22 protein-coding genes are annotated in these 26086 nt (G+C 63.1%); 7 read left to right on the top strand and 15 right to left on the bottom strand.

Going from position 1 to position 26086, the window contains the following annotated elements:
• Window positions 1-23: 23 nt before the first annotated feature.
• From KCX70_RS07350 to KCX70_RS07325, 6 genes are read right to left on the bottom strand one after another with little or no spacing between them, the layout of a single operon-like run.
• On the bottom strand, window positions 24-1706 hold the full coding sequence (locus KCX70_RS07350; protein WP_212619737.1) for a long-chain fatty acid--CoA ligase: 1683 nt from the start codon (window positions 1704-1706) through the stop codon (window positions 24-26).
• Window positions 1706-2509, bottom strand: coding sequence for a 5'/3'-nucleotidase SurE (gene surE / locus KCX70_RS07345; protein ID WP_212619736.1), 804 nt, complete (start codon window positions 2507-2509; stop codon window positions 1706-1708). Before surE ends, KCX70_RS07350 begins: the two co-directional genes overlap by 1 nt.
• Complete coding sequence (locus tag KCX70_RS07340) at window positions 2506-3576, bottom strand: phosphotransferase (RefSeq protein WP_212619735.1); 1071 nt, start codon at window positions 3574-3576, stop codon at window positions 2506-2508. The genes surE and KCX70_RS07340 overlap by 4 nt, the downstream gene beginning before the upstream one ends.
• A 10-nt stretch (window positions 3577-3586) precedes the next feature.
• Complete coding sequence (locus KCX70_RS07335) at window positions 3587-4354, bottom strand: SDR family NAD(P)-dependent oxidoreductase (protein ID WP_212619734.1); 768 nt, start codon at window positions 4352-4354, stop codon at window positions 3587-3589.
• A gap of 34 nt (window positions 4355-4388) precedes the next feature.
• On the bottom strand, window positions 4389-5600 hold the full coding sequence (locus tag KCX70_RS07330) for an acyl-CoA dehydrogenase family protein (protein ID WP_212619733.1): 1212 nt from the start codon (window positions 5598-5600) through the stop codon (window positions 4389-4391).
• Entirely contained in the window at window positions 5593-6111 is a 519-nt protein-coding gene (locus KCX70_RS07325; RefSeq protein WP_102847696.1) for a PaaI family thioesterase, read from the bottom strand. Before KCX70_RS07325 ends, KCX70_RS07330 begins: the two co-directional genes overlap by 8 nt.
• 426 nt (window positions 6112-6537) lie before the next feature.
• On the opposite strand from KCX70_RS07325, the gene dctP reads away from it, so the two are divergent.
• The 3 genes from dctP (at window position 6538) to KCX70_RS07310 (ending at window position 9493) form a co-directional block, all read left to right on the top strand.
• Window positions 6538-7572, top strand: a complete 1035-nt coding sequence (gene dctP, locus KCX70_RS07320) for a TRAP transporter substrate-binding protein DctP (RefSeq protein WP_212619732.1) — start codon at window positions 6538-6540, stop codon at window positions 7570-7572.
• 74 nt (window positions 7573-7646) lie between these two features.
• Entirely contained in the window at window positions 7647-8186 is a 540-nt protein-coding gene (locus KCX70_RS07315; protein ID WP_212619731.1) for a TRAP transporter small permease subunit, read from the top strand.
• Window positions 8183-9493 carry a TRAP transporter large permease gene (locus KCX70_RS07310; protein WP_212619730.1) on the top strand — a complete coding sequence of 437 codons (1311 nt, stop codon included), beginning with the start codon at window positions 8183-8185 and terminating at the stop codon, window positions 9491-9493. Before KCX70_RS07315 ends, KCX70_RS07310 begins: the two co-directional genes overlap by 4 nt.
• A gap of 61 nt (window positions 9494-9554) precedes the next feature.
• Here KCX70_RS07310 and KCX70_RS07305 read toward each other — a convergent pair whose 3' ends face one another.
• The 8 genes from KCX70_RS07305 to KCX70_RS07270 all read right to left on the bottom strand — a co-directional run bounded on the left by KCX70_RS07305 (window position 9555) and on the right by KCX70_RS07270 (window position 21361).
• Window positions 9555-10850: a flavohemoglobin expression-modulating QEGLA motif protein gene (locus KCX70_RS07305; RefSeq protein ID WP_212619729.1), complete on the bottom strand. Its 1296-nt coding sequence runs from the start codon at window positions 10848-10850 to the stop codon at window positions 9555-9557.
• 184 nt (window positions 10851-11034) lie between these two features.
• Window positions 11035-12537: a lysine--tRNA ligase gene (gene lysS, locus KCX70_RS07300; RefSeq protein ID WP_212619728.1), complete on the bottom strand. Its 1503-nt coding sequence runs from the start codon at window positions 12535-12537 to the stop codon at window positions 11035-11037.
• A gap of 308 nt (window positions 12538-12845) precedes the next feature.
• A protein-coding gene (gene prfB / locus KCX70_RS07295) for a peptide chain release factor 2 (protein WP_102847698.1) occupies window positions 12846-13941 on the bottom strand; the annotation gives its coding sequence in 2 pieces (ribosomal slippage) (window positions 12846-13868 and window positions 13870-13941; 1095 coding nt in all).
• 145 nt (window positions 13942-14086) lie between these two features.
• A complete protein-coding gene (locus KCX70_RS07290; RefSeq protein WP_212619727.1) occupies window positions 14087-14848 on the bottom strand; it encodes a tellurite resistance TerB family protein in 762 nt (253 codons plus the stop codon).
• Window positions 14849-14878: 30 nt separating this feature from the next.
• Window positions 14879-15988: an NADH:flavin oxidoreductase/NADH oxidase gene (locus KCX70_RS07285; RefSeq protein WP_212619726.1), complete on the bottom strand. Its 1110-nt coding sequence runs from the start codon at window positions 15986-15988 to the stop codon at window positions 14879-14881.
• 567 nt (window positions 15989-16555) lie between these two features.
• A complete protein-coding gene (locus KCX70_RS07280; protein ID WP_212619725.1) occupies window positions 16556-18652 on the bottom strand; it encodes a molybdopterin oxidoreductase family protein in 2097 nt (698 codons plus the stop codon).
• Between the two features lie 432 nt (window positions 18653-19084).
• Complete coding sequence (recJ, locus tag KCX70_RS07275; protein ID WP_212619724.1) at window positions 19085-20800, bottom strand: single-stranded-DNA-specific exonuclease RecJ; 1716 nt, start codon at window positions 20798-20800, stop codon at window positions 19085-19087.
• A gap of 33 nt (window positions 20801-20833) precedes the next feature.
• Window positions 20834-21361, bottom strand: a complete 528-nt coding sequence (locus KCX70_RS07270; RefSeq protein WP_031311247.1) for a winged helix DNA-binding protein — start codon at window positions 21359-21361, stop codon at window positions 20834-20836.
• A gap of 200 nt (window positions 21362-21561) precedes the next feature.
• Here KCX70_RS07270 and KCX70_RS07265 point away from each other — a divergent pair, with 200 nt between their 5' ends.
• From KCX70_RS07265 to KCX70_RS07250, 4 genes are all read left to right on the top strand, one after another.
• Complete coding sequence (locus KCX70_RS07265) at window positions 21562-22311, top strand: 5-oxoprolinase subunit PxpA (protein ID WP_212619723.1); 750 nt, start codon at window positions 21562-21564, stop codon at window positions 22309-22311.
• On the top strand, window positions 22308-23012 hold the full coding sequence (pxpB, locus tag KCX70_RS07260; protein WP_212619722.1) for a 5-oxoprolinase subunit PxpB: 705 nt from the start codon (window positions 22308-22310) through the stop codon (window positions 23010-23012). Before KCX70_RS07265 ends, pxpB begins: the two co-directional genes overlap by 4 nt.
• Window positions 23009-23923, top strand: coding sequence for a biotin-dependent carboxyltransferase family protein (locus KCX70_RS07255; protein WP_212619721.1), 915 nt, complete (start codon window positions 23009-23011; stop codon window positions 23921-23923). The genes pxpB and KCX70_RS07255 overlap by 4 nt, the downstream gene beginning before the upstream one ends.
• Before the next feature lie 212 nt (window positions 23924-24135).
• Window positions 24136-25353 carry an NRAMP family divalent metal transporter gene (locus KCX70_RS07250; RefSeq protein WP_212619720.1) on the top strand — a complete coding sequence of 406 codons (1218 nt, stop codon included), beginning with the start codon at window positions 24136-24138 and terminating at the stop codon, window positions 25351-25353.
• Window positions 25354-25388: 35 nt separating this feature from the next.
• Here the strand turns inward: KCX70_RS07250 and KCX70_RS07245 are convergent, their stop codons facing one another.
• Window positions 25389-25931, bottom strand: coding sequence for a YaeQ family protein (locus KCX70_RS07245; RefSeq protein WP_021209932.1), 543 nt, complete (start codon window positions 25929-25931; stop codon window positions 25389-25391).
• Window positions 25932-26086 lie beyond the last annotated feature (155 nt).

Genomic DNA, 26086 nt, shown 5'->3' with positions numbered 1-26086 from the left:
GCCTTGCAATGGCTTCGCGACCGTCAGGCCTGTTCGGCACTGACGGCGTGTTTGCGGTTTTCTTCTTCCTGCAGGGCGCGCCACATCAGCTTGCCGGTTGAGGAACGCGGCAACGAGGCGACGAACTCCACGTAGACCGGCGCCTTGTAGGCCGCCATCTCGGCCTTGCACCAGTCGATGATGTCCTGCTCGCTGACCTGCCCGGCCTGACCATCACGCAGCACCACGCAGGCCTTGACCGTCTCGCCGCGTTTGGGATCGGGGCGCGAAATCACGCAGCACTCCTGGATCGCCGGGTGGCGGTACATCAGGCTTTCCACTTCCGAGGGCCAGACTTTGAAGCCGGACGCATTGATCATCCGCTTGACCCGATCGACGAGGAAGAAATAGCCCTCTTCATCGTAGTAGCCCATGTCGCCGGTGCGGAAAAATCGGTGACCGTCCAGTTCGATGAAGGCGCGCTCGGTCTCTTCCGGGCGGTTCCAGTAGCCCTGAAACAGCTGCGGCCCGCGGCTGATGATTTCGCCCACTTCGTTGGGGCCTAACTCCAGCCCGGTATTCAGGTCGATGACACGGCTGTCGACGTCGAACACCGGAATCCCGAGGCATTGCGCCTTGGGTCGCGGCACCGGGTTGATGTGGGTGGCGGCGATGGTTTCGGAAAGCCCGTAGCCCTCGATGTAGCGCAGGCCGGTCAGCCGATGCAGCTTCTCCTCGACCGCTTTGGGCATCGCGGCGCCACCGCCGCCGACACTGACCAGGCTGGACAGGTTGTAGCGTTCCAGATCCGGATCGGAGAGAAAGTCGATGGCCATCGTGGCGATATTCACCCAGCCGGTGACCTTGTGCCGCTCGATCAGCTGCGCTGCGACCTTGCGGTCCCAGCGGGTCATGATCACGGCGGTGCCACCGTTGTAGATCGGCCCGCTCATGGCGCCCTGCATGCCGGTCACGTGGAAATACGGCAGCGTCGCGAGGATCACCGATTCACTGGTGCTGTTGGTCCAGACCACGCGGTGGATGATGGTCGCCATCGCCGAGCGATGGGTATGCATGCAGCCTTTCGGCGCGCCGGTAGTGCCGGAGCTGTAGGGGAACACGCAGAGGTCGTCCGGGCCGGCGGTATGCGGACCGGGCTCGTGGCCGGCCGCGATGGCTTCGCGCCAGGCGATGCCGCCTGGAAACGCCGGCACGGCGACAGGCGCCTGGACCTCGGCCGGTAGCGCCAGGTCGGTGGGCTGGCGAACATACTCCGAGTAAGCCGCGACGATCACATGGCGCAACTGCGCGGTGCTCACCAGTGGCGAGATGAAGCTGGTCAGTTCCTGGCCGCAGATGCAGACGCTCGCGCCAGTATCGTGCAGGTAGTGCTCAAGCTCGGCGCTGTGGTTCATCGGGTTGACCGGCACCACTACCGCGTCGGCACGCAGGATGGCGTAGTAAGCGATGGTGAACTGCGGTGAATTCTGCATGTAGAGCAGCACCCGATCGCCCTTGGCGACGCCCAGGTGCTGCAGATAACCGGCCAACGCTTCGACCTCGCGCAGCAGCTCGGTGTAGTTGATCAGGGTGTCGTAATAGACGATGGCCGCCTTGTCCGGGAAGCGCCGGGCGGCGATCTCGAGGTTGGCGAACAGGCTGGTCTCCGGCACCGTCAGGTGTTTGGGCAGGTCCTCGGGCCAGACGGCGTGATGACGAGTGAACATTACAGAACTCCTGAATCCATAGTAGAGGCCAGTTCGGCCATGGCCCGCTCTTCACCCCACTCGAGCCAGCCCCGGGTGTCGCGCAAGGGTGTGATGGCAATGCGTTTTTCGCGCAACGCGGTGACATCGAATTCCGGATCGACGATGTGCGTCGATGAGTGCTCGAAGCCGAGCCACCAGTACGGCAGACCGCGACCGTCATGGCCGGCCTGCAAGCGCGGCCGGACAATCGAGCCGCGTGATTGCCGCGTCATGCGCAGATGGCTGACGGCATCGGCCGGGCAGGCCGGGAAGTTCAGATTCCAGCAGCAACCACCCTTCTCCCGACGCGCCCAGAGCGTGCGGATCGTGGTTTCAGCGAAGGTTTCGACACAGGACCAATCGATATGCGTACGGTCGAGAAAGGCCTGGCTCAGACCGATGGCGGGCAGCCCGAGCAGGTCGGCGCTGAGCACCGCCCCGAGGGTTCCGGAATAAGGCACCGAGTCGCCGATATTGGCGCCGCTGTTGATGCCCGACAGCACCAGGTCGGGGGGCGACGCCTGCAACCACTCGGCCATGGCGAACATCACGCAATCCGACGGCGTCCCGGAAATGGCGAAGCGCCGCTCACCGTGGCGATATGCCCGCAGCGGCGAATGCACCGAAATGCCTTGGCCAGTGCCGCTCTGGTCGTGCTCGGGTGCCACCACCCAGACCTCCTCGGCCAGTTGCGCGGCGATTCGCTCTAGAAGGGCAAGCCCCGGAGCAGCGATGCCGTCATCGTTGGTCAGCAGGACGCGGCGCAGCAAGGGTGCGCTCATATTGGTTCTCCCTTACCGCCAGTCTGGGCGATGCGCCAGCCGGCCTCGGCGAGCAAGCCGGCGCGTTGGCCGACCTGTAGCGCATCGGCATTGCTGGCGTTGCCCTGCAGCGCTCGTGCATAGACACCCTGCAGAATCGCGGCGAGACGGAACAACGAAAACGCCACGAAAACATGCCAGTCGCTGATGGCATCGCGCCCACTCTGCTGGCAATAGCGCGCCAACACTTCTTGTTCGGACGGAATGCCCTGCGCCTGCAGATCGATACCCACCAGGCCACGCAGACCGTCGACACCGGCCGGCAGGTGATACGGCAGGCAGAAGTAGGCCAGGTCCGCCAGCGGATGGCCGAGGGTGGACAGCTCCCAGTCGAGAATCGCCGCGACCCTCGCCTCCCCCGGCGCGAAGATCAGGTTGCCGAGGCGGTAGTCGCCGTGGGCGATGGCGCATTCGTCGCGCTGTGGCACCTGCTCCGGCAACCACTGCATCAGCCGCTCCATCGCCGGCATGTCGTCGGTGCGCGAGGCCTCGTACTGGCCGGACCAGCGCTTCACCTGGCGAGCGAAATAGCCTTGCGCCTTGCCGAAATCGGCAAGCCCCACAGCCTCGACATCGACCTTGTGCAGCTCGGCCAGCGTATCGATGGCGGCTAGGTGGATCGGCTGGCGTTCGGCGACAGGTAATTCGTCCAGGGCCGGATGGCTAAAGATTCGTCCTTCGACGTGGTCCATCACATAGAACACAGTGCCGATGATGCTTTCGTCTTCGCACAGCAGATGCACATGCGGCACCGGCACCCGGGTGTGCTCAGACAGCGCGCGGATCACCTTGTATTCGCGCTCGACCATATGCGCCGAGGGCAGCACCTTGCCCGGCGGCTTCTTGCGCAATACGTAACGACGTCCGGCGCTTTCCAGCAGATAGGTGGGGTTGGACTGGCCGCCCTGGAACTGGCGGATCACAACGTCGTCGCCCATCTGCGGCAGGTGCTGGCGCAGATATCGAGCCAGCGCCGCCTCATCGAATCGATGCGCGGGAAGCACGTCGATCAGCTCGGGTTCGTTCATCGGCGAACCCTCAGCACGCGGTTTCGCCGCCATCGGCGACGATCACCTGTCCGGTGATATAGGCGCTGGCTGGCGCAGCCAGGAACACCGCCAGACCGGCGATATCCACCGGCTCACCGATACGGCGCAGCGGGGTTTTCTCGGCGGCGCGGCGAACCCGCTCCGGATCGTCGAGCAGCGCCTTGGCGAAATCGGTACGCACCAGTCCCGGCGCGATGGCGTTGACGCGGATGCCCTTGGGCCCCCACTCCGCTGCCAGATTGCGCGCCAGCGCCGCTTCGGCGGCCTTGGATACGCCATAGGTACCGATCACGGTGTTGCCGCGCAGCCCGGCGATGCTGGAGAGCATGATCACCGCGCCCTCGCCGCGCTCGGCCATCTGCGGTAGCACCATGTTCGATAGCCAGAAGGTGCCCTTGACGTTGGTGTCCATGATCTTGTCCCAGGCGTCGTCGGTCAGCTCGCTGGTCGGCCCGTAGACCGGGTTGGTAGCGGCATTGCAGACCAGCACGTCGATGCGCCCCCAGGTCTGCAGGGTGGTATCGACCAGCCGCTGCAGGTCCTCCTTGCGCCCGACATGACAGGGCACCGCAATGGCCTCTAAGCCGGCGGCTTTCAGCTCGGCGGCAACCGCCTCGCAAGCATCGGCCTTGCGGCTGGAAATGACGACTTTCGCGCCGCAGCGGGCCATCTCTTCGGCAATGGAGCGACCGATACCGCGGGTCGAACCGGTGATCAGCGCCACCTTGCCGGACAGGTCGAATAATGGATTGGTCATCGGACGGCATCCTTTTGTTGGTTTTGTTGGAGGCTCAGCGCGTGCTGGCGTAGTTCTTCAGCTCCAGCTTGGCGATGGTGTCCAGGTGTACTTCGTCCGGGCCGTCGGCGAGCCGCAGCGTTCTTTGGTGGGCCCAGGCAGCCGCGAGGAAACTGTCCTGGGAAACGCCCTTGGCGCCATGGACCTGGATGGCCCGGTCCAGCACGCGCAGCGCCATGCTCGGTGCGGCAGCCTTGATCATGGCGATCTCCTGGCGCGCCACCGTGTTGCCGACGGTATCCATCATGCGCGCCGCCTTGAGTGTCAGCAGGCGGGTCTGCTCGATCTCGATGCGCGAACGGGCGATGTCCTTGCGGATCGAGTCGAAGTCGGCCAGCGGCTTGCCGAACGCCAACCGCTCATGGACGCGCTCGCACATGGCCTGCAGCGCGCGCTCGGCCACCCCGATGGTGCGCATGCAGTGGTGAATACGGCCGGGGCCAAGACGGCCCTGGGCAATCTCGAAGCCGCGGCCTTCACCCAGCAGCATGTTGCTGGCCGGCACGCGGACGTTGTTGTAGTGAATTTCGGCATGCCCATGGGGCGCGTGGTCGTAGCCGAACACGTTGAGCGCACGGACGATCTCGACACCCGGCGTATCGAGCGGCACGAGGATCATCGACTGTTGCCGGTGCCGCTCGGTGGAGGGATCGGTCTTGCCCATGACGATGGCGATCTTGCAGGTGGTGGTCATTGCACCCGACGACCACCACTTCTGCCCGTTGATCACATATTCGTCGCCTTCGCGGCGGATCTCGCAGGCGATGTTGGTGGCGTCCGAAGAGGCCACGTCGGGCTCGGTCATGGAGAAGCAGGAACGAATCTCACCGGCGAGCAACGGCTTGAGCCACTGTTCCTGTTGCTCTGGCGTGCCGTAGCGGGCCAGCACCTCCATGTTGCCGGTGTCCGGCGCGGAGCAGTTGAAGACTTCGGCCGCGACATGGGAGCGGCCCATGATTTCGCAGAGGTGCGCGTATTCGAAATTGGTCAGTCCGGCGCCGTGTTCGCTTTCCGGCAAAAACAGGTTCCACAGACCCTGCGCCCGCGCCTTGGCCTTGAGCGCTTCGAGGATCGGCGGCGGCGCCCAGCGATTGCTGGCGGTGGCGATCTGCTCGTGAAAGATGTGTTCGTTCGGGTAGATATGCTCGTCCATGAACGCCGTGAGTTGCTGCTGGAGTTCCAGTGCCTTGCCGGTCAGTTCATACATCCCCGTTTTCCTTCTTGTTGTGCTGCATCGGGAAATCCACAGGCACGCCCTGAGGATCTTCGCTGCCGGAGCGCAGGCGAAAGGTCGCTTCACCGATTGCCAGCAGGCGGTCCTGGCTGTCGCGTATCTCTCCGGAGCTGTTGAAGATTCGGCTACCGCCGGCGCGTCGTCGGCCGATGGCGCGGATCACGCCACCCGAGCATTGGCCGGTGAACGTGGTGTTGAGCACCAGCGTGACGGCTTTGCGCACCCGTCCCGGATAGGGGCAATAGGTTCCCGCCTCGGCCAGCACCACGTCGAGTAACGCCGTGATCACTCCGCCATGGAGCACGCCAGCCATGTTGAGGTGACAGGGCTGCACCTCCAGCTCGATCACCGCTTCGTCCTCACTCCAGGCCACCTGGCGATAACCAAGGACCTGGTGAAAACCTGGCAAGTCCTTGCCCCCACTGATGGGCAATGGGCCGGGTTGATGCTCATCTGTAAGGCGCTGCTGCTGCGAGTCGGTCATTGCGCGACCCTCGGGCCCGCGGTAGTTGCCGCCCGGGCGCGCGCTTCGATCGTGGCGTTTCCGGCGTGAAGACGCATGGCCTGTCCTCTCGGTTGTTATTGTGCTGAGTCCACTTCTTTTGAAGCTGGCATGGCCGAAACGATGCGTCAATTCGGAATTAAGTTCCATCAGGCAGAATTATGACGACCCACAAACAGAACCGTCTAAGATCAATGTCGGCATGCGAGCCCTTAGGCCCATCGCGCGATCCGACACACCGCGAAACATCCATGACGGCGCGATAGCCTTCTGCTAGTGGTTGAAAATAGCGTCCGCTATGGTAGTTTTCAGGCAGCTTTGCAGAAAACAGTTTTGCTCTGCGAAACAGAGCAATGCAAGCGCGGTATAAAAGGCTTCAGCCAGACAATTACAAGAAGAGGACGCGATATGAAATTCATGCTCAAGAAGCTGCTCGTTCCAGTCAGCCTCGTCGCCCTGGCGGTTTCTGCAGTGCTGCCACAGATGGCGACTGCTGCCGACGTCACGAAATGGCGCGTGCAATCGCACTGGCCGAGCGCCAGCAGCTCATACAAAGACAGCCTCGTGCGTCTGAAAAACCAGATCGAGCAGCGCACCGAAGGCCGCCTGGAGTTGCAACTGTTCGAGTCAGGCGCGCTGTTCAAGCCGCAGGAAACCTTCAACGCGGTCAGCCGCGGCATCATTCAAATGGGCACGATCTCCCCCGGCTATGCACAAGACAAGATGACCCTGGCCGGTATCGCCTCGGGTCTGCCGTTCGCCTTTCAGAACGTCTGGGAGGCGGCTTACTTCCACAAGCACATGGGCTTCGAGGACATGCTTCGCGACGAGGCCGCGCAATACGGCGTGTACTGGTCGACAGACAAGGTCTACCCCACCGAGATGGTGGTGAAAAAACCGGTCAACAGTTGGGAAGACTTCACCAAGCTGAAGATCCGCTCGTCCGGCGCCCTGCAGAAATTTCTCGATGAGGCCGGCGCCTCGACTACTTACCTGCCGGGTGGAGAGCTCTATCCGGCCCTAGACACTGGCGTGGTCGACGGCGCGCACTGGGGCGCTGTGCAAGGCGCGGCGAGCATGAGCTTCTATGAAGTGGCCAAGTACCACGTCAGGCCCGCGCTGAATATCGCCGGCACCGATGTGTTCATCATCAACCAGAAGGCACTGGAGAAACTCTCCGAGCGCGACCAGGAAATCGTCAAACAGGTCCTCGACGAACAGTTCTGGTATCGCACCAACGAATACCTTTACCAGGAGCAAGTCACGCTGCGTAAGGTCATGGCCGAACAAGGCGTACAGGTCAATACGCTGCCGGACGACGTGCAGAAGCGCCTGCGCGAGGTCGCGCAGAAGACCTGGGAAGAAGAAGGTCAGCGCAGCGACAAGGCCGCCGAGGCCCTGAAGAAAGTCAAGTCCTTCCTTGGCGAACTCGGTTACCTCTGACGCCCCTAGCCTGCTCGGCGCGATCGACCGCGCCGAGCAGTTGATCCGCTCAATCCTTGCTCGTGGGGCTCGTCATGCGTGTGATTCATGCCTACATCAACGGCATCACCCGGCTCAATGAATTCATCGGGCGCTGGGTGGCCTACCTGATTTTCCTGATCTTCGTGCTGCTGCTGCTCGAAGTCTTCATGCGCTACCTGTTCTCGAGCCCAACGTCCTGGACCAACGAACTCGGCCAGATGTTGTTCGGTGCCTACGTGGTGCTGTCGGGTGGCTACGTCATGGCGCATCGCGACCACGTCAATGTCGACCTGTTGTATTCGACCTTCAGTCCACGCACGCGGGCATGGGTGGACATCTTCACCTCGAGCATGTTTTTTCTATTTATGGCTGCGCTGCTGTACTTCGGCAGTTCCATGGCCTGGGAGTCGGTTCAAGGAATGGAAACCTCCTATTCGGCCTGGAATCCGCCGATCTGGCCGATCAAGGCGATGATTCCGCTCGGCACGCTGTTACTGCTGCTGCAGGGCATCGCCAAGCTGCTACAGGACATTCTCATCGCGCTGGGCCGCGAGCCCACCCACGACGCCAAGCACGCGGAGGATGCCCGATGAGCATCGAAGTCACCACGCTGCTGTTCTTTCTGACACTGGTCTTCTTTCTCGTGCTCGGACTGCCCCTGGCCTTCGTGCTGGGCGGCGTCTCGGTGCTGTTTCTCTATTTCACCTGGGGCGTCGATGCCTTCTACATGGTCGCCTCGCAGATGTGGGGCACCATGGAAAGCTTCACCCTGGTGGCCATCCCCTTGTTCGTGTTCATGGCGATGTTGCTTGAACGCACGGGAGTCGCGCGCGACCTCTACCGCATGATGCACCTGTGGTGCGGTGGTATGCGCGGCGGGCTGGCGATCGGCACGCTGGGCATCTGTGCGGTATTCGGCGCCATGGTCGGCATCAGCGGTGCCGCGGTGGTGGCGATGGGCACCATCGCGTTGCCGGCCATGCTCGAACGCGGCTACGACAAACGCATGGTGCTCGGTTGCATCAATACCGGCGGCGGCTGGGGCATCCTGATCCCGCCGAGCATCATGATGATTCTCTACGCCATGATCAGCGGCCAGTCGGTGGGCAAGATGTTTGCCGCCGGCGTCTTGCCTGGCCTGTTGCTGGTGGCGCTGACGGTCACCTACGTGTTGGTCCGCTCCTACCTGCAGCCCCATCTGGCGCCTGCGTTGCCGAAGGAAGAGCGCGGCACCTGGGGTGAAAAACTGCGGGCGGTGCGTGCCGTGCTGCTACCCATCGGCATCGTGGTGATGGTGCTCGGCTCGATCATTGGCGGCCTGACCACCCCCACCGAGGCTGCCGCCATGGGCGTGTTCGGCGCGCTGATCTCCGCGGCGGTGTACCGCAAGCTGAACTGGCCGATCCTGCAGGAAGCCGCCATCCGCACCTTCAAGCTGACCGGCATGATCGCCTGGATCCTGTTCGCCGCCCACGCATTCAGCTCGGCCTACCAGGGCATGGGCGCGCAATCGTTGATCGAAGGGCTGATGATGGACCTGCCAGGTGGGCGCTGGGCCATCGTCATCTTCATGATGGCCATCGTGTTCGTCATGGGCATGTTGCTCGATCCGGTCGGCATCATGCTGATCACCCTGCCGGTGTTCCTGCCGATCATCGCCTCGCTCGGTTTCGATCCGATCTGGTTCGGCGTGCTATTCGTGATCAACATGGAGATCGGCTACATGACACCGCCGTTCGGGTTCAACCTGTTCTATCTGAAAGGCATCGTCCCGCCCGGCATCACCATGAAGGACATCTACTGGTCGGTGATCCCCTTCGTGATCGTCAACATCATCGGCATGGGCATCATCATGGTGTTCCCCGAGATCGCCACCTGCCTGCCGCGCACACTGTTCTGAGGCACGAGCACTGAAACAAAAAAGCCGGAGCGAAATGCTCCGGCTTTTTTATGCACATCAATCAGATGATGTTGGCGTAGTCGGCCTCGATCCGATCCAGGCTCAGGTGGTTCAGGAAGTTCGAGAAGCACATCCAGGCCGACAGCGCGTTGAGGTCCTGGAATTGCTGCGGCAGGTACTTGGGCGGCACCACCATGCCCTCCTCGACCAGCTGGCGCAGGGTACGCATGTCCTCCAGCGTGGTCTTGCCGCAGAACAGCAGCGGGATCTGCTCCAGCTTGCCCTTGCGTACGGCCAGCTGGATGTAGTTGTAGACCATGATGAAGCCCTTCAGGTAGGACAGGTCCTTGGTGAAGGGCAGCCCACCGGGCAGCGAGCCGCGGAAGACCCGGCTGGCGTTGCTGTAGCACTCGTCCTCGCCATAGCCCTCGTCGCGGAAGAAGGCGAAGACATCGAGGAAGTCCGCGCCTTCTTCGGCCATGTGGATGGCGCGGGTGCGGTTGGTGAGCTTACGCAAGCGCGTCGGGTAGGAGGCGAAGGCGATCACTTCCATGAGGATCGCCAGGCCTTCCTGGGTCACGGTCGAGGATGGCGGGCCCTTGGCCAGGAAGGTGCAGATCGGCTGGTTCTGGCCATTGAGCGTGGTGCCGACGTGCACCAGCCCTTCATGGACTTCCAGCGCACGCACGTCGCGTTCGTTGAACATCGCGTCGCTGCGGATTTTGATGTAGTCGGCGCCGGCCGCGGCGTCGGCGAGGATGCCGTCGGACTCGAAGACACGAATCACACCCTCGCCTTCACCGAACACCAGATCCAGCCGGCGCTGCAGCATGTCCACCGCCTGCGGTGCGTTGAGCGTTTTGGCTTCGTCCTTCAGGTCGCCGCGGTCGGCAATGTTGTTCAGGTAGTCGGAGAGCATCAGCCCGAGATCGGCGAGCGTCGGATCGCCCGCATGGAAGGCATCGGACGCCGCGCCGTAGAGCTCCTGGGAAATCAACCCAAAGTCGGCGGTGCCGCGCGCTTCGAGCATGCGAATCACCATGCGGTATTCCTTGCACATACGCCGCATGATCTGCCCGACCGGATTGAACTGCCCCAGCTGGCGAGTGATATCACGCTCGATGTTCTGGAATTCTTCCTTCTTCGCGCTGGAATCGAAGGCCAGCGGACGGCCTTCGTAATAGGCGCGATCGACTTTCGGCAATTCTCGTCCGCCGCTGGCGAAGAAAGCTTGGCGGACGTTGTCGTCCCACTTCACCGCATCGAGCACCCGCACCGGGGTTTGCGCCTCGACGATACGGTCGGACAAGCCGCGCACCGTGAGCTGGTATTCGTCCAGGTTGTTACGGGAGTTCATCCAAACCTCGTCAGTGATGATCCGTAGCCTTGAGCTTATACCTCAGCGGCCCCCGCGATTCGTGCTCGGTTCGCGAATGGCTGCCTCGGGCCTGTCAGGATGTCGGCCGCTGAGGCGGGAACTGAACCGACCCTCATGACGAGCGGCACACCCGGCACTCGAGCCGGGCGGCGCTCAATAGAGGTCAGACCTCGGGACGCATGTGCGGGAACAGGATCACGTCGCGGATCGACGGCGAGTTGGTCAGCAACATCACCAGGCGGTCGATGCCGATGCCCTCGCCCGCGGTCGGCGGCATACCGTATTCCAGTGCGCGTACGAAGTCGGCATCGAAATGCATCGCCTCGTCGTCACCGGCGTCCTTGTCACGAACCTGGGCATGGAAGCGCTCGGCCTGATCCTCGGCGTCGTTCAACTCGGAATAGGCGTTGGCGATTTCACGGCCGCCGATGAACAGCTCGAAGCGATCGGTGACGCTCGGGTCGTCGTTGCTGCGGCGCGCCAGCGGCGAGACCTCGAACGGGTAGCGGGTGATAAAGGTCGGCTGCTCCAGCTTGTGCTCGACCAGCTCCTCGAAAATCATCACCTGCAGCTTGCCCAGCCCCTCGAAGCCGAGCACCTTGGCGCCGGCCTTCTTGGCGATGGCGCGGGCGGTGTCGATGTCCTGCAGGTCGGCCGCGCTGATGTCCGGGTTGTACTTCAGGATCGAATCGAACACCGACAAACGCGCGAACGGCTCACCGAAGTGGAACACCTTGTCGCCGTACGGCACGTCGGTGCTGCCCAGGACCAGCTGCGCCAGCTCGCGGAACAGCTCTTCGGTCAGGTCCATGTTGTCTTCGTAATCGGCGTAGGCCTGGTAGAACTCGAGCATGGTGAACTCGGGGTTGTGCCGGGTCGAAACGCCTTCGTTACGGAAATTGCGGTTGATCTCGAACACGCGCTCGAAGCCACCCACCACCAGACGCTTGAGGTAGAGCTCCGGCGCGATACGCAGGAACATCGGCAGGTCCAGGGCGTTGTGATGGGTCTCGAACGGCTTGGCCGCGGCGCCACCGGGGATGGTTTGCAGCATCGGCGTTTCGACTTCGAGGAAGTCGCGCTCGTTGAGGAACTTGCGGATATGGCCGATCACCTGAGAACGCACACGGAAGGTGTGGCGGGTTTCCTCGTTGACGATGAGGTCAACATAGCGCTGACGGTAGCGCTGCTCGGTGTCGGTCAGGCCGTGGTGCTTGTCCGGCAGCGGACGCAGCGACTTGGTCAGCAATCGCACGTCGGTCATCTCGACGTACAGGTCACCCTTGCCGGAACGCGCCAGGGTGCCTTCGGCGGCGATGATGTCGCCCAGGTCCCAATGCTTGATGGCTTCCAGCGTCTCGGCCGGCAGCGTCTTGCGGTTGACGTAGACCTGGATGCGCCCGGTCATGTCCTGCAGGACCATGAAGGCGCCGCGGTTGAGCATGATGCGCCCGGCAACCTTCACCGGGATCGCCGCTTCTGCCAGCTCTTCCTTGGTCTTGTCCGCGTATTTCAGCTGCAGGTCGTTGCAGTAGCTGTCGCGACGGAAGTCGTTGGGGAAAACGTTGCCCTTGGCGCGCTCGGCGGCCAGTTTTTCCTTGCGCTGAAGGATCAGGCTGTTTTCTTCCTCTTGGATGGCGTGCTGGTTCAGCGGTTGTTCGCTCATGGGTTTTAGTGCCTAGCGCGTTGTTGCGGTGTGTTGTACGTAGGAGCGTGCCTCGCGAAGAGCGCTGGCCCGGTCTGATGCGCCAAGAGCACCAGCGGTGCCTTGTTAAAACGCATTCGCGAGCAAGCTCGCCCCTACAGGTTAAGTGTCGCGTGATCCTGACAGGCGTTTTCGCCTGCTCTTGTAGCAATAGTCTCGCTCGCGAAGCGCATATCTCTGACGTGTCGCTGATCTCTCTCGCAACCTCAGCGGTGCCCCGTCAAGGGCACCGTCAAGAGCAAGCTGGCGTTCTGCTACGCAATCGGCGGTCAGAGGCCCTGCTTCAGACTGGCTTCGAGGTACTGGTCGATGTCGCCGTCCAGAACCTTGTGGCAGTCGCTACGTTCCACGCCGGTACGCAGATCCTTGATGCGCGAGTCGTCGAGCACATAGGAGCGAATCTGATGACCCCAGCCGATATCGGACTTGGTGTCTTCCAGCGCCTGGGAGGCCGCGTTGCGCTTCTGCATTTCCTGCTCGTACAACCGGGCCCGCAGCATTTTCATGGCGGTGTCCTTGTTGGCGTGCTGGGAACGCTCGTTCTGACAAGCCACCACAGTGTTAGTCGGTACGTGGGTGATACGTACCGCCGAGTCGGTGGTGTTGACGTGCTGACCACCGGCACCGGAGGAACGGTAGGTGTCGATGCGCAGGTCGGCCGGATTGATCTCGATCTCGACCCTGTCGTCGATCTCGGGCGAGACGAACACTGCCGAGAATGAGGTGTGGCGGCGCGCGCCTGAGTCGAACGGGCTCTTGCGCACCAGGCGGTGCACGCCGATCTCGGTGCGCAACCAGCCAAAGGCGTACTCGCCTTTGATGTGGACGGTGGCGCCCTTGATACCGGCGACTTCGCCCTCGGACAGCTCGACGATCTCGGCGCTGAACCCGCGCTTGTCTGCCCAGCGCAGGTACATGCGCAGCAGGATGTTGGCCCAGTCCTGAGCCTCGGTGCCGCCGGAACCGGCCTGGATATCGAGGTAAGCGTTGTTGGGGTCCATCTCGCCGCTGAACATGCGGCGGAATTCCAGCCCTTCGAGGATACCGCGCAGACGCTCCAACTCGGCGGCCACGTCATCCACGGCGCCTTGATCGTCTTCTTCGACGGCCATGTCGAGCAGGTCACGGGAATCGGCAAGGCCGCCCTCGAGGTCATCGATGGTTTCGACGATCTGCGCCAGGGTGGAACGCTCACGGCCCAGGTTCTGGGCGTACTCGGGCTTGTTCCAGACGTTCGGGTCTTCGAGTTCGCGGTTTACTTCGACGAGACGATCATGCTTCTGATCGTAGTCAAAGATACCCCCGAATTGACTGGGTGCGGTCGGACAGGTCCTTGATGCTGTTGAGGATCGGGTTGATTTCCATAGGTAGGCAGCTCTCAATCGGACGGTGCGAAAACCGGCGATTATAGCGCAGCACCCCGCCGCTGACAGCCCGCCAGGGACCACTGGCCACGACACGATTCAAACCAGGCGAAAACGTGCAACGCCAATGGGCCTGGCCGCCAGCCTCAAGCGGACACGCCGCGCACCTGGCTTTCCAGCTCGGCCTTCAATTGCGCATCCAGCTTCAGCTGCCGAGCCAGCTCATCGAGGTAGGCGCGCTCCATGAACTGCTCCTCGTCAACCATCAGCATGCTGGCCAGGTACATTTCCGAGGCCATTTCCGGTGTGGTCGCAGCCGCGGCGACATCCACCGGATCCAGCGGTTTGTTCAGCTCTGCCTCGAGCCAACGCTGCAGCTCGGGATCATCGGTGAGCTGGGCCAGTTCGGCTTCGATCATCTTCCGCTCCTGATCGTCCACGTGACCATCGGCTTTGGCTGCCGCGACGAGCGCCTTAAGAATACCGCGGCTGTGCTCCTCGGCCTGGTCCGGCGGTAACCGATCGACCGTCTTCGGCTCTGTCTGTGTCGCATTCGCCTCCGCTGCGCCGCCCTGCTGTTGTACCTGTTGCGCCTGCCAGTTGCCGTAGGCCTTGTAGGCGAGCATGCCGAGGGCGGCCAGGCCGCCATAGGTGACCACCTTGCCGCCCAAACGGCGGCCACCCCGGCTGCCCAGTAACATGCCGAGCGCGCCAGTCGCCAAGGCTCCACGCCCGGCACCATCACTGCCACCAAGGAGGCTGCCCAGCGGACCACCGGCCCCTGACAGCATGTCGCCGAGCGAGCCGCCGCTCTTGGCATTGCCAGGGCGCGCAACGGAGCCCTGCTGCTTTTGTAGAAGGTCCTGCCCGGACTTGAGCAGTTGATCGAGCAAACCGGTGGTTTTCATGAATACCTGCCTTGAAAGGATGGAGCGCGCTCAGTCGAGCGACTCGGGAATCTGCCGGATCGGCGTGTTCCGATGCGCGGCGCGTACGTACTGGGCCGGCCAGGGCACGGAGCTATCGCCCAGATCTTCCGCAGCGTGCAGCGGCCAATAGGGATCGCGCAGCAACTCGCGCGCCAGCAGGATCAGGTCCGCTTGGCCGGTACGCAGGATGTGTTCGGCCTGGACCGCCTCGGTGATCATGCCGACCGTGCCGGTGGCGATGCCGGCCTCTCGCCGGACCTTTTCGGCAAACTGCGTCTGGTAGCCGGGGCCGACCGGGATCTCGGCATTGACCGCCGTACCGCCAGATGACACGTCGATCAGGTCGACGCCCAGGGTCTTCAACCGCCGCGCCAGCTCGACAGTCTCCTCGGCATTCCAGCCATCCTGCACCCAATCGGTAGCGGACAGACGGACAAACAGGGGCAACTCTTGCGGCCATGCCGCCCGCACGGCTTCGGTCACCTCCAGCAGCAGGCGAATGCGGTTATCGAACGATCCGCCGTAGGCGTCCTGACGCTGGTTGGAGAGCGGCGAGAGGAACTGATGGAGCAGATAACCATGTGCGGCGTGCACCTCGGCCACCTTGAAACCGGCGGCCAGCGACCGTTCAGCAGCGTGAACGAAGGCCTGGATCACTTCCCTGATACCCGTCTCGTCCAGTGCGGTAGGCACTGCATGTTCCGGATCGAAAGCAATCGCCGACGGCCCTACTGGCGTCCAGCCGCCGGCCGCGATGGGCACACTGCCGTGCCGCCCCAGCCAGGGCTGCCAGGTGCTGGCCTTGCGGCCGGCGTGCGCCAACTGAATACCGGCTACCGAACCTTGGGCTTCGATGAAGCGGGTGATACGTCGTAGCGGCTCGACATGCTCATCGGACCAGATGCCGAGATCCTCCGGGGAAATGCGACCAGCGGCCGTTACGGCGGTGGCCTCGATGATGACCAACCCCGCCCCGCCCACCGCGCGACTGCCCAAGTGGACCAGATGCCAGTCGTTGGCCATTCCCGCTTTCGCCGAGTATTGGCACATCGGCGACACGACGATGCGATTGGGCAAGGTCAGCTGGCGCAGGGTGAGCGGCTGGAAGAGCTGTGTCATGGAAACCTCGACTGCGTGGGATGCGTGCTTTGGACATCCTCCAGTACAGACTGTTTCGACGACTTTGTCCGGCGCACCGGCCTCATCATGACAATGGTGAACCGCTGCAACCGCGTGCTGCTTACAGGCTCAGCTGTGTAGGAGCGGTCTTGACCGCGAAGGGACTGCACGAGGCTTAGCCGACCGAGGACAAAACCAGAGCCGTCCGTAGCGGCCATATCGGCGACCAGCAGACGCTCAGTCGCTTGCTCGCCTTTTCGCGGTCAAGACCGCTCCCACAGATCGGACGCGGCCATACCCATGCGAGTGCAGGGCTGGCGGGCTTTTCGGCCCGCGCACTACTGACCATCAGGCTAAACGCCCAGCTTTTCGTGGGAGCGGTCTTGACCGCGAAGAAGACTGCACGAGGCTTAGCCGGTCGCGGACGAAGATCCGTTAGTAGCAGCCATATTCGGCAAGTCGCAAACATTCAGCTGCTTGCTCGCTTTTTCGCGGTCGAGACCGCTCCCGCTGATCGGGCAGTGCCATACCGTAATAGGCCCTGGCAGCCTGGCTGCTGCATCGTTCCTAAGCCGCCTCCACCCAAACCGGCACGCCATTGAGCGCTGCATTACCGGACAGCGCATCGAGCTGGCGCTCATCCGTCAGGTCGTTGGCGCTCGCCCCTGGCTGGCGGTTAGCGATTTCCAGCTGTGCGCCGGGACGCCCGTGGCCCCAGCCGTGCGGCAGGCTGACCACGCCGGGCATCATCTCTTCGCTGGCCGCCACTTCCACCTCGATCAAGCCGACCCGCGAGCGAACCCGCACGCGCTGACCATCGAGCAACCCGAGCCGCGACAGGTCGAGCGGGTTCATCAACAGCTGATGCCGCGGTTTGCCCTTAACCAGCCGGTGATAGTTGTGCATCCATGAGTTGTTGCTGCGCACGTGACGACGGCCGATCAGCAGCAATTGATCCGTTTGCGCAGCGGTGGCCGAGGCAAAGCGCTGCACATCCTGCAGAAACAGCGATGGCGCGGCCTGGACACGCTGGTTGAGGGTCTTCAGCCGGCCGGCGAGGTTGGGTTTGAGCGCTCCCAGGTCGAGCCCATGCGGGAAGTCACGCAGTCTCGCCAGACTCAGTGTCAGTTCGCTCCTGTCGCCATAGAAGCCAGCACGCAGCCCCATGTCGATCATCTGCTCAGGGGCGACGGTCGGCTTGAGGTCGCCGCCAGTGCGCGCCGCGAAGGCCCGGGCCAGACCGACGAAGATTTCCCAGTCATGCAGCGCGCCGGTCGGCTTGGGTAGCACCGCCTCGTTGAAGCGGGTGACGTTGCGTACGGCAAACAGATTAAACGTGGTGTCGTAGTGGTCATGCTCCAGCGGCGCGGTTGGCGGCAGGATCAGGTCGGCGTAGCGCGTGGTTTCATTGATGTAGAAATCCACGCTGAGCATGAAATCGAGCCCGTCCAGGGCCTGTTCCAGCTGGCGGCCATTGGGTGTCGACAGCACCGGATTACCCGCAACGGTTATGAGTGCACGAATCTGCCCCTCGCCTTCGGTCAGCATCTCCTCGGCCAGCGCCGAGACGGGCAGCTCGCCGCCATATTCCGGCAAGCCGGACACCCGGCTCTGCCAGCGATTGAAGTGGCCGCCCGAGGTATTCGCCACCAGATCCACCGCTGGCTCCGTGCAGAGTGCACCGCCTACGCGGTCCAGATTGCCGGTAACCAGATTGATCGACTGCACCAGCCACTGGCACAGCGTACCGAAGGCCTGAGTGGACACACCCATGCGTCCGTAGCAGACCGCTTTTTCCGCCGCAGCGAAATCGCGCGCCAGCTGGCGAATCTGCTCGGCAGGCACCCCACAGCGCAGGCTCATAGCATCAGCCGAGAACGGCGCCACTGCGGTGCGCAACTCATCCAGACCATCCACCGGCAAGTGGCTGGTGCGGGTCAGGCCTTCGGCGAACAGCGTATGGAGCAGCCCGAAGAGCAACGCAGCATCCTCTCCAGGGCGGACGAACAGGTGCTGATCAGCAATCGCGGCCGTCTCGCTGCGGCGCGGGTCGACCACCACCAGCTTGCCGCCGCGCGCCTGCAGCGCCTTCAAACGCTTTTCCACGTCGGGGACGGTCATGATGCTGCCATTGGAGGCTAACGGATTGCCGCCCAGGATCAGCATGAAGTCGGTGTGATCGATGTCCGGGATCGGAATCAGCAGACCATGTCCGTACATCATCAGGCTGGTCAGATGGTGCGGCAGTTGGTCGACCGAAGTCGCGGAGAAGCGGTTGCGGGTTTTCAGCTGACCGAGGAAGTAGTTGCTGTGCGTCATCAACCCGTAGTTGTGCACGCTGGGGTTGCCTTGGTAGACCGCGACCGCGTTGTTGCCGTGACGCTCGCGAATTTCGGCCAGACGACCGGCTACCAGCGCAAAGGCTTCGTCCCACTCGATGGCCTGCCACTCACTGCCGACCCGGCGCATGGGATGGCGCAGGCGGTCCGGGTCGTTCTGGATGTCCTGTAGCGCAACCGCCTTGGGGCAGATATGGCCGCGGCTGAAGCTGTCTTCCGGGTCGCCCTTGATGGAAACGATCTGCTCATCGCGGGTTTCGATGGTCAGGCCACAAATGGCTTCGCACAGGTGGCAGGCACGGTGATGCCGGGTCGTTTCGCTCATCGCAGGCTCCGAGGGATTGTTATTGTAATTCGATCACTTTAGGTCGGAGCCGGGCGCGCGCCAATCATGCACGACGTGACAAATAGGGCTCGATTCAGCTGACCGATCATCGTACGGAGGTGGCCTTCAGACCATTTCGGTGTGCCAACCGCCGCCCCTCACCCTAGCCCTCTCCCCAGAGGGAGACCGAGTCCGGCGATGGCGAGGTGTCTATGTGACCCCATCCATCGGCCCGGAACAGCAGCGCCGGGTGATGCGATTGCTTCTTTCGACCCCTCTCCTCTTTGGAGAGAAAGACTGGCCGGGCTCGGCCCTGGCGAGGGTGTGCGGCTCTCGCCCGTCGGCAACGAACCAAGTCGACGATGCGGTGACTTCGTTCAGCCCCTCTCCCGATAGAGTTGGCGCGCCCGGCATGGGCTAAGGTGCGACTTTCTAGCGTGCGGCGATATGCGCGACCAACAACTGCACGCTCTCGCGCGCGCGGAATTCATTGACATCCAGCTTGTAGGCCAGATCGGCCCAGCGCACGTTGGGGTTGGGCCAGAGGTCGCGATCGATATTGAAAGCAATGCCATCGAGGGTCAGCGAGCCACATTCGCTCTTGAGCACCATTTTCAAGTGCTTCTCGCCCACCAGCCGCTGTTGCACCAGCTGGAAGACCCCATGGAAAACCGGCTCGGGGAAGTGCTGCCCCCAGGGCCCGGCATTGCGCAGCGCCTTGGCCAGCTCCAGGTGGAATTCCTCGATGCTCAGCTGACCGTCGGTCAGCAACCGCCCGGTCAGGTCGTCTTCGCACAACTGACGCCGCACCTCGACATCGAAGGCCGCTGCGAAGGCGCCGAAGTTCGCTTCCGGCAGCGACAGTCCCGCCGCCATCGCGTGGCCGCCGAACTTGCTGATAAGGCCGGGATGGCGCGCCGCCACTGCATCCAGCGCATCGCGGATATGAAAGCCCGGCACCGAGCGCGCCGAGCCCTTCAAGAGACCATCGCCGGCATCGGCAAAGGCGATGGTCGGGCGGTGATAGCGTTCCTTCAGCCGCGAAGCGAGGATGCCGATCACGCCCTGGTGCCAGTCCGGGTCGAACAGACAGAGGCCGAACGGCATGTCCTCGAGCGGCAGGTCCTTCAATTGCGCCAGCGCCTCGCGCTGCATACCCTGCTCGATGCCCTTGCGGTCCTGATTGAGCTGGTCGAGCTGCACAGCCATGTCCCGCGCCAGCGCTTCGTCTTCGCAGAGCAGGCATTCGATGCCCAGGGCCATGTCGTCGAGCCGCCCCGCCGCATTCAGTCGCGGCCCGAGGATGAAGCCGAGATCGGTCGAGGTGATGCGGCGATGGTCGCGCCCGGCCACCTCCAGAATCGCCCGCAGCCCAGGCCGCGCACGACCGGCGCGTATCCGTGCCAGGCCCTGGTGCACGAGGATGCGATTGTTGGCGTCCAGCGGCACCACGTCGGCGACGCTGCCCAGCGCGACCAGGTCGAGCAGCTCGGCCAGGTTCGGTTCGGACCAGCCCTGACGGGCGAACCAGCCGCTGTCACGCAGCGCGGCGCGCAAGGCCAGCAACACGTAGAAGATCACCCCGACACCCGCGATGCACTTGCTCGGAAAGGCGCATTCGGGCTGATTGGGATTGACGATAGCGTCGGCCGCAGGCAATTCCGGGCCTGGCAGGTGATGGTCAGTCACCAGCACCTTGAGCCCGGCTGCCTTGGCCGCCGCCACGCCGTCGACGCTGGAGATGCCATTGTCCACGGTCACCAGCAGATCGGGCCGGCGTTCGAGGGCCACGGCGACGATCTCAGGCGTCAGGCCGTAGCCATACTCGAAGCGATTGGGTACCAGATAATCCACGTGCGCCGCGCCCAGTTGACGCAACCCCAGCACGCCCACGGTGCTGGCCGTAGCGCCGTCGGCATCGAAGTCACCGACGAAAAGGATGCGCTTGCCGTTCTCGATTGCCTCGACCAGCAGCGACACCGCTCCGTCGATCCCCTTGAGTTGGCCGTACGGAATCAGGCGCGCCAGGCCCTTGTCCAGCTCACTGACCGATTGCACACCGCGGGCTGCGTACAGACGCGTCAACAGCGGCGGCAGGTCGCCCAGGTCGGGGAGCTGTTCGGGAAGAGGACGGGGTTCGATGCGCATCTATGAATAATCCGGCGTACAGCGTGAAGTCGATCAGAGCGAGGTAGCAGCGCGCGCCGCCTGGTCGTAGAGACCCGACATGGCACGCAGCAACCCGGCGAGACGGTGGATCTCGTCGGGGTCGACGTTGAGGTTTTCGAAGGAGGCGATCAGGCACTCACGACGAATATCGGCATATTCCTGGCAGAGTTCACGGCCCTTGTCGGTGGTCCGGTAGAACATTTCCTTGCCCTGCTTTTCGCCTTCCACCAGGCCGAGCTTGCCGAGCTTCTTCAGCGCGTAGGTCACGGTGTGAGTGTCTTCGATATTGAGCAGCAGACAGATGTCCGCCTGTCGCTTGGCCCTGCCTCGGCTGGTCAGATTGTGCAGCACCATGACATCGAGCGCGTTCATCTCCACCGCGCCGGACGCCTTCATGCAGCGCTCCATCCAGCGCATCAGGGCGGCGCTGGCGACGATGATTCCGTACTCCAGCTCCGAGAGTTCCTGCGACTGTTCGGCGAGATGCGCCGACGCGACGATGGGCGATCGCAATGGACGGGGGGGTTTGGCGTCAACCATCTTGTGGACCATGACCTGAGGGGGCGAAGCGTGGTGCCGCCCGGATGATTCGGGGCGGCAAGCATACAGCAATACGGCCGGAAACGACCTCCGAACAGACCAACGATAAAAAATTATTGATAAATTATCGATAATTTATCATCGTAGTATTCATCTACCCGCCGGCGCGCCGTGCGGGCCAGTTGCCCGTGAGGATTGGTATGAAACGTCTACTTCTCAACTGCGACATCGGTGAAAGCTTCGGCGCCTGGACCATGGGTCTGGACGCCGAAGTCATGCCTTTCATCGATTGCGCCAACGTGGCTTGCGGTTTTCATGCATCGGACCCACAGACCATGCGCCGTACCGTGGCGCTGGCGGTCGAGCATGACGTAACGGTCGGCGCGCACCCGGCCTATCCCGACCTGGTTGGCTTCGGCCGCCGCTCCATGGCCTGCAGCCCGGACGAAGTGGAGAATATTTTGCTCTACCAGATCGGCGCGCTGGACGGCATCTGCCGGGCCGAGGGTACGCAGGTGCGCTACGTCAAACCGCACGGTGCGCTCTACAACGACATGATGCGCAAGCCCGAGCTGCTGCGCGCGGTGATGAAAGCCGTCATCGCCTACTCGCCGTCGCTTCCCTTGATGCTGATGTCCACTCGCGACAACAGTGGCGCGCAGGCCTTGGCTGACGAACTGGGCGTAACGCTGTGGTTCGAGGTGTTCGCCGACCGCGCCTATGACGCGACTGGGATGCTGGTGTCACGCGCCCTCCCCGGTGCCGTCCACCACGACGCTGAAACCGTGGTCGCCCAGGCGGTAAGCCTGGCCAGGGGCGACGCGCTGACCGCCAGCGATGGCAGCGCCTTGCGGCTGCGCGCCGACACCCTGTGTGTACACGGCGACAACGCCGGATCGGTCGCCGCGGTGCAACGCATTCGCCAGGCGCTCGAGCGCCTTCCAGCATGAAGCCGCGTATCGAAGTGGTCGGCATCGATTGCCTGATGCTGCGCCTGTTCGATGAGATCGACGAAGCCCATATGCCCTGGCTGTTGGCCGCAGCCAGCCGTCTGCGCGACGCCTTCGGTGCGGCGCTGATCGATCTTGTGCCCTCCTACACGACGCTGCTGGTGCATTACGACCTGGAACAACTGGACGACAGCCAGGCCCGCCAACGCATCGCCGAAGCCCTGCATGAACTTGAGCCGGACGCAGGTGGCCAAGCACGCGAGCTGGACATTCCGGTGTGGTACGACTCCAGCGTCGGACCGGAACTCGAGGCCATTGGCCAACGCAGCGGCCTCGGTATCGCAGGGGTGATAGAGCGGCATAGCGCTCGGACCTACCAGGTGTTCGCGCTGGGTTTCGCGCCGGGCTTCGCCTTCATGGGATTGGTCGATGAAGTCCTTGCCAGCCCTCGCCTGCAGTCCCCGCGCAAACAAGTGCCGGCCGGCAGCCTGGGCATCGCCGATCGGCAGACCGCAATCTATCCGCTGGTCTCGCCTGGCGGCTGGAATCTGATCGGTCGCAGCCCGACTCGGCTGTTCGACCGAGACCTCGATGGCTACAGCATCTGGCAACCCGGTGATCGGGTGCGTTTCCAGCCCATCGACCATGCCGAATTCGTTCGCCTCGGTGGCGACGACAGCCCCTTCGAGGTGACGCCATGAGCCTGCTGATCGAACGCAGCGGCGCGCTCGCCAGCTTGCAGGACGGCGGCCGATTCGGTGTGCGTCACCTGGGCGTGACCCAGGGTGGCGCCGCTGACTGGGTGTCCCAGGCCTGGGCCAACTGGCTGCTGGGCAACCCGCTACAGGCCGCCACCGTGGAAATCACCCTCGGCAATCTCGTTCTGCTCGCCGAGTCCGATAGCTGCCTGGCGTTATGCGGTGCCGACCTTGGCGCCACGCTGGACGGTCAGCCCGTCGCACCGGGGCGAAGCTTCCGCATTCGCAGGGGCCAACGCCTCGACTTCGCTCAACCGCGTCAGGGCGTACGCGCCTATCTCGCCGCGCCCGGCGGGTTCACGGCGCCGCAACTGCTCGGCAGTTGCGCCACGGTACGTCGCGAGGCGCTGGGCGGGATGCAGGGAGACGGCCGCCCACTCGCTCTGGACGATCGACTGAGCTGGAATGGCAGGGCGCCCCAACCGCGCACCTTGGATCCCACCCAGACGCTATCGCTGACTAACCCCGATGCATTGGCGGTGGTGCTGGGCGCCCAGATTGGCGACTTCAGTGGCCAGAGCCTGTTCGATGCGTTCAACAAGCCCTGGACCATCGACCAGCGTGCCGACCGCATGGGTGTACGCCTGCTTGGCCCCACCCTGCGTAGCGCCAGGCAATCGATGATTTCCGAAGGCGTTCCCTTGGGAGCGATTCAGGTCCCGCCAGATGGCCAGCCAATCGTTTTGCTGAACGACCGGCAGACTATCGGTGGTTATCCGCGCCTCGGAGCGCTTACCCCGCTGGCCGTGGCGCGTCTGGCTCAGTGCATGCCCGGCGCTCGGATCCATCTGAAGCCGATCGCGCTGGCCGCCGCGCAGCGAGAGCAACGGCAATTGCTTGCCAGATGGCGATGAGCGAACCCAGACGCTGCGGCGGCATCGGACTGTAGCGCCGCAGCCGCCTATCCCCGGACCTGGCGCCTGGCATGAATGCGGGCAACCGATGCATCAACCAAACGAGGCGAACTGACGTACCACCGATACCGCACACAACAACAAAACAACGACACCGGGCCCCGCCCGGCTGCATTTCTACCTGCCCCAACATCAAGAAAAAAGGTATCCCAATGCACCCCACCGCTAGCGCTACCCCCGCGTCGCAACGCAACGTCCTGCGTGGCGCCATCTTCATCATGGCGACCTCATCCATCGGCCCCGCCTTTCTGACCCAGACTTCGCTATTCACCGAGAAATACCTGGCGAGTTTCGCGTTCGCCATCGTCATCTCGTTGCTCATCGACATCGGCGCCCAGCTCAACATCTGGCGAATCATTACCGTCGCCAATCTGCGCGGCCAGGATGTGGCGAACCGGGTACTGCCCGGAATCGGCCATTTGATCTCGGCATTCATCGTGCTCGGCGGAATCGCCTTCAACATCGGCAACATTGGCGGCGCTGGCCTGGCCATGAATGTGATTTTCGGCATGCCGCCGGTGCTCGGTTCGCTGATCGCGGCAGTGCTGATCATCGGCATTTTTCTGCTGCGCAACGCCAAGGGCGTCATGGACTCGGTGATGCAGGTGCTCGGCCTGGTGATGCTGTGCATGATCGGCTACGCCATGCTGCAGTCGAGCCCGCCGGTAATGGAAGCGCTGAGCCGCAGCATCAACCCGGACGACCCGCTGGTCCTGCTGTTGTCCATCGTGACCCTGGTTGGCGGCACCGTCGGCGGCTACATTTCATTCTCCGGCGGGCATCGCCTGGTCGAAGCAGGCATCACGGGCGTCGAGAACGTCGGCGTGGTGACGCGCGCCGCGGTGACCGGTATCGCGACGACGGGCGTAGTGCGCATCTGCCTGTTCCTCGCCGCACTCGGAGTGGTCAGCCAGGGCATGGCGCTGGATGCAGGTAACCCAGCGGCTTCGGTGTTCTCCCACTCCATGGGCACGATCGGCTACAAGATGTTCGGCATCGTGCTGCTGGCGGCCTCGGTTTCATCGGTAATCGGCGCTGCGTACACCAGCGTTACCTTTATGTATTCCCTGCACGAGAGCATTCAGCGCCACAACCAGCGCATGGTTATCGCGTTCATCGCCTGTTCGACCTTGATCTACGGCCTGGTAGGCCAACCGGTGAAAGTACTGGTCGTGGCTGGCACGCTCAATGCGCTGGTGCTGCCTCTGGCTCTGGCCTGCATCCTCTGGGCCGCGAAGAAGCCAGGCATCGTCGGAAGCGAGTACCGCCATCCCACCTGGATGCTGGTGTTCGGCCTGCTGGCCATGGCGGCTACGGCGGTCGGCGTGGTGATGTCGTTCAACGCCTTTGTGCAGTTCTGGCAATCCTGAAGACGGCGGCTACGCCCTCATGACTGGCGGGTGCCTCAGCCGCGCTCGCCGATCAACCACTCCAGAGGCACCTCGTGCTGGCCGCGCTCGTCGGTGATGAACAGCGAACCCTCGCTGATCATGACGCTCCAGCTGATTGCCCGTGGCAGATCCTGAGCCACCTCCTCCAGCGCCTCCTGCCCAACCGCCACCACATTGATTTTCTTCAGGCTACGCACAGTGTCGAGCACCTTGGTCTGCCAGACGCGCAAGTTGCCGTAGGCGACCAAGCTGAATCGCTCTGCACGCCGGGAACACCAAGTGATCCGCTCGGCATCTGGCTGGCCCACTTCGATCCAGTGCAGCACGCGATCATCCAGGCTTTTTTCCCACAAAGCCGGCTCATCGACATCCGACAGTCCACGGCCGAACGCCAGTTGCTCGCTGTACCAGAGCACATAGGCGATCAACCGGGCGGCGAGACGCTCTTCGGTTTCCGACGGATGCCGGGCAACGGTAAAGCGCAGATCCTGATAAACGTGGCGATCGAGATCGGTGAGGTTGATTTCGACTTTGTAAGGCGTGGCTTGCAGGGCCATGACGGCTCCAGGCGCGGAAAAGGGAACGCAGTTTAACGCATCGTGCGGCCGGCCATTCATCCGGCCGAAACAGCTACTAAGGACTCAGATTGCGGCTCGCCTATCGCACCACGCAGCGTGAAAGCGACCGCGAGCTCCCGACGAACGAACTTTGA

The sequence above is a fragment of the Stutzerimonas stutzeri genome (assembly GCF_018138085.1).
GTDB lineage: Bacteria > Pseudomonadota > Gammaproteobacteria > Pseudomonadales > Pseudomonadaceae > Stutzerimonas > Stutzerimonas stutzeri_AI.
The sequence above is the reverse complement of the archived record's forward strand: the minus strand, read 5'-3'. Positions and strand labels throughout refer to the sequence as shown.